Consider the following 13,344-nt stretch of genomic DNA (forward strand, 5'->3'; position numbering starts at 1 on the left):
GCGTTTATTATTTTAAATTCAGGTACTTGCCATGCGTTATGGCGCTAAACGCCGCGTCGCGCTGACAGGATGATGTAATAGGTAACCGGTTCCACATTAGAGTGGTTGCGGTCATAAAACAGATCAACTGAAATTTAATCGGGCTTTAAAATCTGTGATGCGGATCGCCATGAGGCGCGCGTAAGCGTGCGCGATCTCCTGCCGCCTTACCGGGAAATGTGTAGAATGTGCGGCACATCAGCCGAGCCGGAGGGATAACATGTCGACAATGCAGGAAGTGGCCAAAAAAGCGGGCGTCTCTAAGGCCACCGTGTCTCGCGTGCTCTCCGGCAAAGGGTATGTGAGCGAAGAGACGCGCAAGCAGGTGTTCGAAGCCATCGACGCGACCGGCTACCGGCCCAATCTGCTGGCGCGCAATCTCGCGACCAACACCTCCCAGTGCATCGGGATGGTCGTCACCAACACGCTCTACAGCGGCAGCTACTTCAGCGAAATCCTCTCGCGCGCGGCGAAAAAGCTGGAAGAAAATGGCCGCCAGTTGATTCTGGTGGACGGTAAACACAGCGCCCGCGAAGAGCGCGAGGCGATTGAGTTTCTGCTCGATTTACGCTGCGACGCCATCATCCTTTATCCGCGTTTTCTCGGCGTTGACGAGATTGACGAGATCATCAGCCAGACCCGCCAGCCGGTGATGGTGGTGAACCGCAAGCTGCGTAAACACCAGAGCCACTGCGTTTGCTGCGATCATAAAACCGCAAGCTTTAACGCCACCCGCGCGCTGCTGGAGCGCGGGCATCGCGAGATCGCGTTTATCACCGGATCGCCTGATTCCCCTACCGCGCTGGAGCGTCTGGCAGGTTACAAAGAGGCGCTGCGCCAGCACGGCATTACGCCGGCAGCGTCGCTGATTGTGGAAGGCAAATGGACGCCCGCAAGCGGCGCGCAGGCGGTAAAGACGCTGCTGGAAAGCGGCGCTTCATTTAGCGGGCTTATCGCCAGTAACGACGATATGGCGGTCGGCGCGCTGAAAGCGCTGACGGACGCAGGCATTCCGGTGCCGCAGCAGGTGTCACTGATAGGCTTTGACAACAGCCCCACCGCGCCCTTTCTAAGCCCGGCGCTCGCCAGCGTGAAAGACCCCGTCACGGATATGGTGCATGAAACGATAAACCGCCTGATTGCGATGCTCGACGGCGGCTATCTCTCGCGCGATAACCTGTTCGTTTCAGAGCTTATCCTGCGCGATTCGGTAGGGAATGGGCCTTACTGCGCCCGCTCGTAAGTGGCGCTGATTTTTAACGGGAAAGTCTCCGCCGTCGCGAAATGCGCGGCGAATAAACGGAGCGGGCCGCCTTTAAGGCTCTGGAAATAGTAGTACGCCGAATAGCGGTTGCCGGGGCGGTAACTGAATCCCAAATCGGGTAAACACTGCCCGCGCGCCACGTGGCGTTTCGCCTCAGGCAACTGCGATTCCATTAAGGACTCTCCCTTCTCGCTGTATATCTCAACCGAACGGATGACCTCATCAGGTTGATTCGCCACCAGTAAACAGACCGTATCGCCGCGCGCCATTACCGCGGCTGGCTCTTCAAGAGATATCCTGTCCGCACCGGACGGACACCCCGTCAGTAAACCGGTTAGCATCACGACAAGCAGGCGTTTCATCTTCCCTTTCCTTTCGCATTCCCAGGTATGCGAGAGTATCGCGTTGCTTGCGGGCGCGCCTGTCGACGCGCCGAAAAATGACCGTTTTCAGATTTGCACAAGACGCCCTACGGCTCGCTTTTCACCACGTAACGCGTAGCGGAGAAGCGGTTTAAAATCAGGTGCACTAAAAACACCATCGTCAGCGTGATAAGCAGCGACACGGTGACGGAGCTGATGCGGTAGAGATCGCTGAAAACGAGATCGGTATCAGGGTGAAGATTCTGCCCGAACATGATGCCGAGCGTGGTGATACTGGCGAACCCGACGCCCGCGCCGACTTTTTCCATCACATGCAGGCGGGCGCTGAAGGCGAAACCGAGCGCGATAAGCGGCATCATCAGCACCATATGGCTGCTGTGATCGTAGAGCACCAGCTGCACCAGCAGCACATAGAGACAGCCAATCACCACGCCCACCACGCGCCACAGCGAGCTTAACACCGCGCCGCGATAGTGCATGGGAAAGAGGATCAGGATGCCCGCCATCAGCGCCGAGAGCGAATCGCTTAAATCCGCCATCTGAAACACCACGAAATTCAGCGTCGCGACCGTGCCGGAAAGCAAATATTCATGGCGCACCCGCGCGGCGTCTTTTTCAATCAGCGGCGGCGGCTTGCGCGGTTCGACATCCGGCAACAGATAGTGCATCAGCGCGCTTAGGCCCACGGCCATCACGCTCGCTTCCATATTGGAAAAGAGCAGCGTGTGCCAGTCGCTGGTCGGGTAGCTCATAAAGTTGAGCATCACGCTCTGGCAGACGACGCCCATCGAGCCGAAGAGAAACAGCGGGCCTTTGCTCATAAAGCGAAAACGCATGACGTAGAGCGCAAACACCACGCCGGTCATGATCACCGGCCATTGCGACAGATAACCGACAATAATCACCATTTCGACGCAGTTCAGCGCGGCGCTGAAGATAAACTGCTTTGCGACGTGGCGGTTAAATACCGGCACCAGCGACAGCAGCATGATCGGGTAGATAACAAAAAAGACGCCGTAACTGGTGTTGTAGAAACTCGAAATGCTGAGCGCGATGACGCCCGCCAGCATGATGCGTAGCGTCTGGCGGAAATCGTTCGCCGTATAGACGATGTTGCCGTGCGGGGTAAAGACCCGCGCCAGGGTATTAATGGACATGGTTAATACACATAGTGCAGCAGGCTTATCAGGTGGATCTGTACGCCCGAGAAGAAGCGGGCGAACGGACCTTCGCTGTTGTAGAGCTGCACAGTGGCGCGCGCGCCGGTCGGCAGCGTCGCAGGCAACGGCTCATCCAGCGCCACGTGAATGCGCATACGCCGCGCGTCGCGCACCCAGCGGTTCGACTCCTCCGGCTGCGAGAGCTGGCCATTCACCGCCTGCTGGCCCGCCAGTATCCCGGCGTCGTGGCTGGTGACGTGCGCGTGGAACACCTGGCCTGGCAGCGCGTCGAACACCACGGCGGCGTCGGTGCCCGCGTGCGTGTGCCGCAGGCTCTTCTCGCGAAAATCGGCCACGATATCGGTGTGCTCGCTCACCAGCGCCAGCGCGGGCGTGCCGGCGGCAGCAAACCAGCCGGGGCTTAACTGCAGGTTGCTGACGGTGCCGTCGGCTTCGGCGCGGATCTGCGTCCAGCCGAGATTAAGCTGCGCGTCCTGTAGCGCGTTGCGGTATTTCTGCAGCGTCACGTTGCGGTTGTCGTCACGTTCGCCGCGCTCGATGGTCAGTTCGTTGATTTTCGCCTCCAGCTGCGCCACCGCCTGTTCGCTGGTCTGCCAGGTGGTGCGTACTTTGTCGAGATCCTGCTGCGAGACGTTTTGCATCGTGCTCAGGCGCTGATAGCGGTCAAAAGTGACTTTATCGTTGCGCGCCGTCAGGCGGGCGGTGTTGAGATTCGCCCTAGCGGCGACGATCTGCGCGTCCAGTTGCTCGTTGGCAAGCCGCGCCTGGCGCAGCGCGATTTCCGCCGCCTCGACGCGGTTGGTAAACGGCGCGGCATCCAGCTCAAACAGCAGATCGCCCTTTTTCACGTGGCTGTTGTTGGCGACATGCACCGCCGCCACGTAGCCCGACACGCGCGAGGAGACGGGCGTCACCACACGCATCACGGTGGAATCCGGCGTCAGCGGGATCCAGATATCGGCGAGAATGAAGTAAACGAACATCGCCAGGAAAGTGGCAATACTCACCCTTACCCAGCGGGCAAATTTTTGTTCCGGAGTCATCATAGTTATTGTGCGTTGTTAGCGTCTTCGTCGCGGATCGTGCGCAGATTACGCGCGATCTGGTTTAAGGTGTCGCTGAAGATGTCCATATCCTGCGCGGGAATATTGTGTGACACGCGCGCCTGGTAGCGCGCAATCACCGTGTTAAGCGTGGCGAGCATCGCCCGGCCGTCGTCGGTGAGCGAAACCAGGCGAATGCGTTTGTCCCAGGGTGACGTAGTGCGCACCAGCAAACCTTTACTTTCAAGGCACGCCAGCGTGCGCATCAGCGGCGGCAGTTCAATGCCCTGCACCTGCGCCAGTTCGCTAACCGAAAGATTATCCCCCTGCTGATCGAGCTGCATCAGCACCGTCCAGCCAGACTGCGTCAGGCCGGTATCGGTAATCGCACTATCAATAATGGCGCGCCACTGACGCACTATCATCGCCATGCGCATGCCCATCGGACGGCGGGCGAACCGTTCATCTTCAGTCATTGGGGGCTCCCTTCAGTTAGCGGGAGGGCAAATTAATACTTATCAGGGTAAGTATCAAGAAACGGGCGGCAGAAAAGCATGGATTGCGAAAGGCGCGGGCCGCGGCATAAGCTGCGCGGCCCGTGATGGTCAGGCGTGATTACTGGCTGAGACGGCTTGCGATAAGCCGCAGCTCATCGGCGATTTTGCGCATATCCGGCGCGTCGTCTTCACGCGGGCCGGTGGAGTGGCGGATCACCAGCCGCGCCGGGAGAATGGAAGAAAGCCGCGAGGCGTCGCTTTCGCTCGCTTCCAGCAATCTGCGCACCGCCTCTTTGCCCTGCATGTCGAGATCGAGCGAGACGGTGGTCAGCGCCGGGTAGAAAAACGAGCTTTCGTAGGTGTCGTCATAGCCAATCACCGATTTCTGCCCCGGAATGGAGAGCTGCTGCTGATGAAACGCGCTCAGCACGCCAAGCGCCATCTGGTCGTTCGCCACCAGCACGGCGGTGAAATGCGGCGCCTCGCGCAACATTTGCAGCGCGCCCGCGTAGCCGCTTTGCGCGTCCCAGTTGCCATGCAGCACCGTCACTGGCGTCAGGCCGTAGCTCTCCAGCGTCTCAAGCCAGCTTTTGAGGCGCAGCCGCGCGGACACCGAGCACTCCGGGCCCGCCAGCAGCGCGATATCGCGATGCCCGAGTTCGTATAAATACTTCACGCTCGCGCGCGTGCCGTCCGCCGGATTAAAAGAGACGTTAAACACCGAGCTGTACGGGTCCACATCGAGGAATAAACACAGGATGTCGTCGTTATCGGCGGCGATTTTCTCCGCTTCCTGGGTCTCCAGCGGCACGTTGATGATAACCTTATCCACCAGCTGGGACTTGAGTTCGTTGATGGAATCCTGAATCCCCTGGCAGACGTTCTCATCGATCATCGAGATCAATACCTGGTAGCCATCCAGATTTGCGTAACGTTTCACCGCCGCCGCCACCTGTGACGGCGCATGGAGTGCAAGCGACGTGGTGACCAGGCCAAGCGTCATGCTCTGCTTGCCGACCAACTGCTGCGCCAGCCGGTTAGGCACATAACGCAGATGCGCGATCGCCTCTTCCACCTTGCGACGCGTGGCTTCAGAGACATTCGCAGACTTATTCAAAACACGAGACACCGTCTGGTAGGAAACCCCCGCATGGCGGGCGACGTCTTCCAGTGTGGCGCTTTTAGACTTCATGTTCCGGTTCCTTTTTCATGGGCTGCGCTGATTGTAACAGGCACCAGCCGGAAAAGCCTTTTCTGCCTAAATCCCCGTTAGCCACCCGCTTAACCAAGTATTACGTTCACAATACATAAAACTCGTGAGAAACATCACCGTTCGTTACAAAAATGCCTGATTTATTTGCACTGAGTCACAATTAATTAAGATCAAAATTGCCTGAAATTCTGCAAAGGCGTTTTATGGCCTCGGTTATGTGAACGTAATACAAAACAATAAAAGAGGTTACTATGAACACTACGCTACGCACAGTGGCCGTTGCGTTAGCTGCCGCGCTGACTTCACCTTGTCTGCTGGCCGCTTCATCTTCTGTACCTATTGATTTTCATGGCTATTTGCGTGGCGGCGTGGGCGTCTCGCAGGATGGTGGGCAGGAAGAGTGGCAGAAAAACAAGCTGGGGCGTCTGGGTAACGAAACCGACACTTACGGCGAAGTTGAACTGGGCTCTGAGGTCTACAAAAAAGACGAAGTCAGCTTTTATGTCGACAGCATGGTCAGCATGGTGTCCGACGGCTCTAACGACAACGAAAGCACGCTTAACGACGATGCCCAGTTCGGCCTGCGCCAGTTAAACCTGCAAATTAAAGGGCTGATCCCGGGCGATCCGAACGCGGTTATCTGGGGCGGCAAGCGCTACTACCAGCGCCACGATCTGCACATCATCGATACTAAATACTGGAACATCTCCGGCTCCGGCGCCGGGATCGAAAACTACACCTTAGGCCCGGGCGCGATCTCCTTCGCGTGGATCCGCGGCGACGCCAACGATCTCGACTACCGCGTCGATGGCGATAACGACGTTAACATCAACTATCTGGATCTGCGTTACGCAGGCTGGAAGCCGTGGGCAGGCGCCTGGACGGAATTTGGCATCGATTACGCCATGCCAAACCCGACCGACAAACAGAAAGAGTACGGCGGCCTGTATGAAGCCGACAACGGCGTGATGCTGACCGGCGAAATCAGCCAGGACATGCTCGGCGGCTATAACAAACTGGTGTTGCAGTACGCCAACAAGGGCCTCGCGCAGAACATGGTGTCGCAGGGCGGCGGCTGGTATGACATGTGGAACTACGTTAACGACGCTACCGGCTATCGCGTAATCAACACCGGCCTGATTCCGATCACCGACAAGTTCTCGTTTAACCATGTGCTGACCTGGGGCTCGGCGGACGACATCACCGCCACGACCGATAAATCACGCCTGCTCTCGCTGGTAGGCCGCGGCCAGTACCAGTTCACGCAGTATGTGCGCCTCATCGGGGAAGTGGGCGGATTCTGGCAGAAAGACACCTATAACAACGGCACGGATTACAAGCAGAGCGGTGAAAAATACACTATCGCGCTTGGCCTCGCCGATGGCCCGGAATTTATGTCACGCCCGGAACTGCGCGTGTTTGCCTCTTATCTGAACGATTCACAGAACGGTAAATCCCTGCAGGACGGCACGGCGGACGACACCTGGAACTTCGGCGTTCAGGTTGAAGCCTGGTGGTAAGAAGCAGTCCCTGGCGCTAACCACGCGTCAGGCTGTGCGGGCGGCGGCCCGAAACCGCTGCCCGCAGGCGTTGTCTGATGCAGACACGCAGAGTAAGCGTTGTATCTCTGAGTTATGGCACTGCCATCAAGGCGTCACTGCCGCTGATGCACCCTCGTTGCCTTTTGCGGGATAACCTTTTATGCAGGGTTATCCCGCTTTTTTATCACGCGTTTCTGAAACGCTCATCCAGCAGTTTGCGCAGCGCGTCGGATTGCTTGCCGAAAATCGCATGGACTTCCTGGCCGAGAATAATCACGCCTAATGCCCCTTCCGACTGCAACGCCTCGGTATCGACGCGGGTCAGCTCTTTGACTTTGACGCGCAGACGCGTCATGCAGGCGTCCACGCTCTCAATATTCTCCTGCCCGCCGAAATCCGCCACCAGACGCGCGATCTGCTCGCGCTCCTCTTCGGTTAACGTCTGGGTAGTGGCGGGCTGCGGGCGGGTGACGTGGTGCAGAAACGATTTCAGGCTAACCATAGCGGCTCCTTTTTCAGACCAGATAATAAAAAAGCGCCCGTTCGGGTGAACGGGCGCGCAGGGAACAACTCAGGCGAGGCGGCGGCGCAGAATGCGACAGCCCCAGGGGGCGAGCGACAGCCTGCCGCTCAGCGCGTCGCCGGTCAGCATATCGGCGCAGCCCTCCGGCAGCGTCACCGACTGCGGCGCGCCGGTGTAGTTTTCAACGAAGATAAACGCGGATTCGCCATCGTGGCGGGCATGCGCGGTGACGCCCGGCGGGAAATCCGCCTCCAGCGCGCGCGCAAGCGACAGCTCGCTAATGATGTTGCCGAAGAAATCGCGCTGGAAGGCGAGATCGTTACGCGAGGCCACATACCAGGCTTTGCCCGCGCCAAACGCGTTCACCGTCACCGCCGCGCGTCCGGCATAGAAATCGTCGCGATAGGTGGCAAGCGCCGTCGCGCCTTCGGTGTGGATGAGATCGCACAGATGGCGCACCTGATACGGCCCCTGTAAGCCCGCCTCGTTGCCCGCGAGCCCCTGAATCAGGTTGCGTTCGCCGTCGGCAAGGCAGTCAATCTCTTCCGCCCAGATGCCCAGCAGCTTACGCAGCGGGCCGGGGAAACCGCCGAGATGGCAAAGATCGGTCTCGTTGACGATGCCACTCCAGTAGGTGGTCACGAAGTGGCCGCCCTGTTCGACAAAGGCTTCGGCGCGCTGCGCAAACCCGTCACGCACCATGTAGAGCATCGGCGCGATAACCAGTTTATAGCCGCTCAGATCGGCGTCGGCGTTAATGATATCGACCGCGATCCCCAGCTCCCAGAACGGCCGGTAATGCTCGGCGACGGTCTTTTCATATTCCAGCCCCAGGTTGCGCGGCCCCTGCGCGTCATCCATCGCCCAGCGGCTTTCCCAGTCGAAAATCACCGCCACCTGCGCGTCCACGCGCGCGCCGACCACCGGATCAAGCTGGCTTAAGATATCGCCAAGCTGCGCCACTTCGCGTCCGATGCGGGTGTCGATATGACCGACGTGATCCACCACCGCGCCGTGGAATTTCTCCACCGAGCCGCGGCTCTTGCGCCACTGGAAGTACTGCACCGAATCCGCGCCGTGCGCCACCGCCTGGAGCGAAGAGAGAATATGCATGCCCGGCTTTTTCAGCTTGCTGGTGGGCTGCCAGTTGGTCGTACCCGGCGTCGATTCCATCAGCACAAACGGTTTGCCGTGCTTTAAGGTGCGCATCAGGTCGTGGTACATCGCGGTGTAGCAGGCAAGCTCGGTTTCGTCTTTATCGCGGTGCCACATCGGGTAGCTGTCCCAGGAGATAAAGTCGAGCGGTTCGGCAAGCTGCCAGTAGTCGTAATCGTAGAAATACTCCATGAAGTTGGTGGTGGCCGGTAATTCCGGGTTCACCGCCTTCAGCGGGGCCAGTTCGTGACGGCAGAAGTCAGTGACCTGCGCGGTATTAAAGCGCCGCCAGTCGAGATTCAGACCGTGAATGGAGTTTTCGCCCTGCGGCGCCGGGGATTCAATCTGCGACCAGTCGGTAAAGGTGTGGCTCCAGAAAGTGCTCCACCACGCCTCGTTGAGTTTATCGAGCGTGCCGTAGCGCGCTTTCAGCCAGCCGCGGAAATTCTCCTGGCACAAATCGCAATGACACTCGCCGCCATATTCGTTGGAGATATGCCAGCCGAGCACCGCCGGATGGTGCGCGTAACGCTCCGCCAGCAGGCGGTTGATGGTGGCGGTTTTGTCGCGATAGACCGGCGAACTCATGCAGTGGTTATGACGGCCGCCATGCAGCGCCGGAACGCGGTCGCGCCCGACGCGCAGCACCTGCGGATACTTCTGCGACATCCAGGCCGGACGCGCGCCGCTCGGCGTGGCGAGAAACACGTGAATGCCGCCCTGATACAGCTTGTCGATAATCTCGTCGAGCCACTCGAAGCGAAACATGCCTTCTTCAGGCTCAAGCTTCGCCCAGCTAAAAATGCCCACCGACATCACGTTGCATTTCGCCTGCTGCATCATGGCGATATCGCTCTCTACCGTGCCGGGGTAGTTCTCCCATTGCTCCGGGTTATAGTCCGCACCGTGCAAAAGGGCGCTGACCTTCGGACTTAAAGGCGCAAATTTGTTCATTTACAGGCTTCCTGATACGGCATACCCGTCCGGCGTCACCCGGCGGGCGCGCAGCCTGCCGGGTAAAGCATCAGGGTATAAATGGAATAAAAAGGATTAATTAAAGACTTTTACCGATGGCAGCACGTTGCCGTGGCAATCGAAAAACGCCTGGTTTTCGCGGGCGTTGCCGGTTTTCCATTCGTCATGGATATATTTCATGCCCGCAGGCGTCGCCCAGGTGTTCCCCGGTACGGCAATCCAGGCCGGCTCCCAGTAAAAAATGCCTTTGCCGCGATGGTTTTCGACGTTCGCCACGCTCTGCATCAGGTCATGCACGTAGTCGTACTGGCCCTGCACTGTCGCCGGGTAGCCGCCCTCTTTTTCCTCTTTCTGCTGGAAGCTGTTTTCGGCGTTGTCGCAGTTCTCCAGCGTGTACGCATAGGCGGCTTCCACCACAATCACATCTTTGTTGTAGCGCTTGCTGATGTCGTCCATATTGGCTTTCAGCGCGCTGATGGGGCCGTTCCAGTAGGTGTACATCGAAAGGCCGATGACATCGAACGGCACCTGGCGTTTGGTGATTTCATCGAACCACCAGCGGAAGGTGTCGTTTTTGGTGCCTTCGGCGAGATGCAGCATGATTTTGACCTGCTCGCCCTGGGTCAGGTTTTCGCGCAGGCCGCTGATAGCGGCGTTCAGCAGGCCCGCGAGACGATCAAACTCGCCGCCGCCCTGCCCCCAGCTTTTGCCTTCCGGCCACAGAATGCCGCCGTTAATTTCATTGCCGATCTGCACCATATCCGGCAGCACGCCCGCTTTTTTGAATTCGGCGATGGTGTCGCGGGTGTAGTCGTGGATCGTGGTTTTGAGCTGGTCGTAGTTCTGGTTTTCCCAGGCTTTCGGCTTGAACTGCTTGCCGGGGTCGGTCCAGAAATCGCTGTAGTGGAAATCGAGCAACAGGCGCATCCCCTGCGCTTTCACGCGTTTTGCCAGCGCAAGCGTGGTGGCGAGATCGTTGGTGCCGCCGCCGTAAGGCGCGCCCGCGCTGTCTTTCGGGTCAACCCACAGGCGCAGGCGCACGTAGTTCACGCCGTTCTCGCGCAGAATGGTCAGCGCGTCCTGTTGCTTGTGGTCAGCGTCGTAGAATTTCGCGCCCTGGCGCTCCAGCTCCGGCAGCGTGGAGATATCCGCGCCCTTGATAAAATCCGCCGGGAGGTTAAGCGGTTTTGGCGTTATCTGCGTCATGTTGGCGGCGAAAGCGGAAAAACAGCAGGCCAGCGAGACAGCAAGCAGTGCGGGTTTACACAGTTTCATCAGATTATCCTTTGGTACTGCCGGAGGTCAGACCGGAGACGAAGTATTTTTGTAAGGCCAGATAGAGAATCGCGACCGGCACCGCAATCAGCACCGCGCCCGCGGCGTAGGTGGTGTAGCTCGCGCCCATCTTCTGCGCGACCAGGTTATAAAGCCCGATCGGCAGCGTGTATTTATCCGGCGTGCGCAAAATGGTGCTGGAGAGAATGAAATCCCCAAGCGGCCCGGTAAAAGAGAACAGTGCCACCACCGCCACAATCGGTTTAGAGAGCGGCATGATGATTTCGATGAAAATCCGGAAGTTGCTGGCACCGTCCATGCGCGCGGATTCGTCGAGGTCTTTCGGAATAGCGTCCAGATAGCCTTTCATCAGGTACGTGTTCATCGGGATCATCCCGGCGACGTAAATCAGCACCAGCGCCAGATGGCTGTTAATCAGCCCGAGCAGTTGCGAGAGCACGAAAATGGCGATCAGCGCGGAAAACTGCGGGATCATCTGCAACAGCAGGAACAGCATTAGCCCGTTCTGGCGGCCCTTAAAGCGAAAGCGCGAGAACGCATAGGCGGTGAAGCTGACGCTGATTAACGTCAGCACCATCGTCATAAAGCTGATTTTCATCGAGTTCCAGTACCAGGTGACGTAATTCACCTGGCCGTTGAAGAGATCGGCGTAGTGCTGGAACGAGAGGTTTTCCGGAATTATCGAGCTGCTGAGCAGGCTGTTGCCCGCGTTCAGCGACGCGCCCACCGTCCAGATCAGCGGATAAATAATGATCGTGCTGACTGTCAGGATCAGCAGCCACGACAGCGAGAGCCGCAGCCACTTTTCCTGTTTCATGCTTTGTCTTTTAGCCATGGTGTCTCCTTATGCCGTCTCGTCATTTTTGAACGACTTCGTGGCGCGGAACTGCCACAGCGCCAGCCCCACCACAAAAATGGAGAGCAGAATGGTTATCGTCGCGGCGATGGCGTACTGGGACGAAGACATCGTCAGCTTGTAGATCCACGAGACCAGAATATCAGTGCCGCCCGCGTTGGAGCCGGCCACCGCAGGCCCGCCGTTGTTAAACAGGTAGATGATGTTGAAGTTGTTAAAGTTGAACGTGTATTGCGTGATGATGATGGGCGCAATCGCGTAGAGCACCAGCGGCAGCGTAATGGTGCGCAGGCGCGTCCAGGTGCTGGCCCCGTCCATTTTTGCGGCCTCATACAAATCATCCGGGATCGCCTGCAGCACGCCGGTGGTCATCGCGAACACAAACGGGAAGCCAAGCCACGTCTGCATCATGATGAGCGCGGTTTTGGTCCAGAACGGATCGGTCATCCAGGGTTTCGGCGCGATGTTGAAAAATGCCAGGATCGCGTTGTTAATCACCCCGAAGCTGTCGTTAAACATCCCGGCGAACACCAGAATGGTGACAAAGCCCGGCACCGCCCACGGCAGAATGAAAATGGTGCGGATAAGCGGCTTAAAGCGCAGATCTTTCTGGTTCACCAGAATCGCCAGCAGCACACCCACGGTGCACTGGAATGTGGTGGCGAGCAGGGTCCAGACCACAGTCCACTGCAACACGTCAAAGAATGTCGAGCGCCAGATGGAGAGCGTGAAAATATTGACGAAATTCTTAAGCCCCACCCAGTCCACCAGCTTCGCAGGCGGCGTGTGGTAAAGGTTGTAGTTGGTGAACGCGATGGCGAAACCAAAGAGGATCGGGAATACGACCAGGAAGACCAGCAGAATAAAGCCGGGCGCAATCATCAGATACGGAAAGCCGTCCGAGAGCAGCAGCTGGTACTGTTTACGCACGCTGTTAAGCGTCAGCCCTTCGTCGCGGCGCTTGCCGTTCACCCACGCGTCACGCAGCGAGAAGTAATAGACCGTCAGCCCAAAGCCCACCACCAGCAGGCTCAGAATGCCCTCCGCCAGCAGGAAGATGGAATTGTCGCGCGACACCTCTTCACCGAGCGTATAGAGCCCCCACAGCCCCACACGCAGGAAATCGTGAAATACCCCGAGAAAGCTTGCCAGCAACACCAGAAAGGTGACGCCTTTTAGCCACTGACGGTTATAAAACTGGCCCACGCCCGGCAACAGAGCGCAGAGCAGCGCGCACCAGGCGTGTCGGCCCGCCCCTCGGGCAACGGGCATCTTTTCGCTGGGACTGATAATCACACACGGCTCCTTCTGAAAACGGGAGGTGTCCCTCCCGCTTTTAACGGTTCATCCGGCGACGCCCGCAGACGCCGCCGGGTAC

12 protein-coding genes are annotated in these 13,344 nt (G+C 58.3%); 2 read left to right on the top strand and 10 right to left on the bottom strand.

Going from position 1 to position 13,344, the window contains the following annotated elements; genetic code table 11:
- The first annotated feature begins 259 nt into the window (after nucleotides 1-259).
- Complete coding sequence (locus tag G6041_RS15370; protein ID WP_032988943.1) at nucleotides 260-1,282, top strand: LacI family DNA-binding transcriptional regulator; 1,023 nt, start codon at nucleotides 260-262, stop codon at nucleotides 1,280-1,282.
- Here the strand turns inward: G6041_RS15370 and G6041_RS15375 are convergent.
- The 5 genes from G6041_RS15375 to G6041_RS15395 form a co-directional block, all read right to left on the bottom strand.
- A complete protein-coding gene (locus G6041_RS15375; RefSeq protein ID WP_012125865.1) occupies nucleotides 1,264-1,665 on the bottom strand; it encodes a putative T6SS immunity periplasmic lipoprotein in 402 nt (133 codons plus the stop codon). The genes G6041_RS15370 and G6041_RS15375 overlap by 19 nt on opposite strands.
- 107 nt (nucleotides 1,666-1,772) lie before the next feature.
- The gene (locus G6041_RS15380) at nucleotides 1,773-2,843 is read right to left on the bottom strand and encodes a DUF2955 domain-containing protein (RefSeq protein ID WP_004387096.1); all 1,071 of its coding nucleotides are present in this window, start codon (nucleotides 2,841-2,843) and stop codon (nucleotides 1,773-1,775) included.
- A 2-nt stretch (nucleotides 2,844-2,845) separates the two neighbouring features.
- Complete coding sequence (locus G6041_RS15385; RefSeq protein ID WP_007889362.1) at nucleotides 2,846-3,913, bottom strand: HlyD family secretion protein; 1,068 nt, start codon at nucleotides 3,911-3,913, stop codon at nucleotides 2,846-2,848.
- Nucleotides 3,914-3,915: 2 nt separating this feature from the next.
- Nucleotides 3,916-4,386: a MarR family winged helix-turn-helix transcriptional regulator gene (locus tag G6041_RS15390; protein WP_012125866.1), complete on the bottom strand. Its 471-nt coding sequence runs from the start codon at nucleotides 4,384-4,386 to the stop codon at nucleotides 3,916-3,918.
- Nucleotides 4,387-4,525: 139 nt separating this feature from the next.
- Nucleotides 4,526-5,599 carry a LacI family DNA-binding transcriptional regulator gene (locus G6041_RS15395; protein ID WP_012125867.1) on the bottom strand — a complete coding sequence of 358 codons (1,074 nt, stop codon included), beginning with the start codon at nucleotides 5,597-5,599 and terminating at the stop codon, nucleotides 4,526-4,528.
- 272 nt (nucleotides 5,600-5,871) lie between these two features.
- On the opposite strand from G6041_RS15395, the gene G6041_RS15400 reads away from it, so the two are divergent.
- Nucleotides 5,872-7,140, top strand: coding sequence for a maltoporin (locus G6041_RS15400; protein WP_004387099.1), 1,269 nt, complete (start codon nucleotides 5,872-5,874; stop codon nucleotides 7,138-7,140).
- A gap of 205 nt (nucleotides 7,141-7,345) precedes the next feature.
- Here G6041_RS15400 and G6041_RS15405 read toward each other — a convergent pair whose 3' ends face one another.
- From G6041_RS15405 to G6041_RS15425, 5 genes are all read right to left on the bottom strand, one after another.
- Nucleotides 7,346-7,663, bottom strand: a complete 318-nt coding sequence (locus tag G6041_RS15405) for a glucose PTS transporter subunit EIIB (protein ID WP_007780949.1) — start codon at nucleotides 7,661-7,663, stop codon at nucleotides 7,346-7,348.
- Between the two features lie 69 nt (nucleotides 7,664-7,732).
- Nucleotides 7,733-9,793: a beta-galactosidase gene (locus G6041_RS15410; protein WP_012125869.1), complete on the bottom strand. Its 2,061-nt coding sequence runs from the start codon at nucleotides 9,791-9,793 to the stop codon at nucleotides 7,733-7,735.
- Nucleotides 9,794-9,889: 96 nt separating this feature from the next.
- Nucleotides 9,890-11,089: a glycoside hydrolase family 53 protein gene (locus tag G6041_RS15415; protein ID WP_007705440.1), complete on the bottom strand. Its 1,200-nt coding sequence runs from the start codon at nucleotides 11,087-11,089 to the stop codon at nucleotides 9,890-9,892.
- A gap of 4 nt (nucleotides 11,090-11,093) precedes the next feature.
- Complete coding sequence (locus G6041_RS15420; RefSeq protein ID WP_012125870.1) at nucleotides 11,094-11,945, bottom strand: sugar ABC transporter permease; 852 nt, start codon at nucleotides 11,943-11,945, stop codon at nucleotides 11,094-11,096.
- Between the two features lie 9 nt (nucleotides 11,946-11,954).
- Nucleotides 11,955-13,238: a carbohydrate ABC transporter permease gene (locus G6041_RS15425; RefSeq protein ID WP_012125871.1), complete on the bottom strand. Its 1,284-nt coding sequence runs from the start codon at nucleotides 13,236-13,238 to the stop codon at nucleotides 11,955-11,957.
- Between the last annotated feature and the right edge of the window lie 106 nt (nucleotides 13,239-13,344).

The sequence above is a fragment of the Cronobacter sp. HA18003 genome (genome assembly GCF_011605905.1).
Lineage (GTDB): Bacteria > Pseudomonadota > Gammaproteobacteria > Enterobacterales > Enterobacteriaceae > Cronobacter > Cronobacter sakazakii.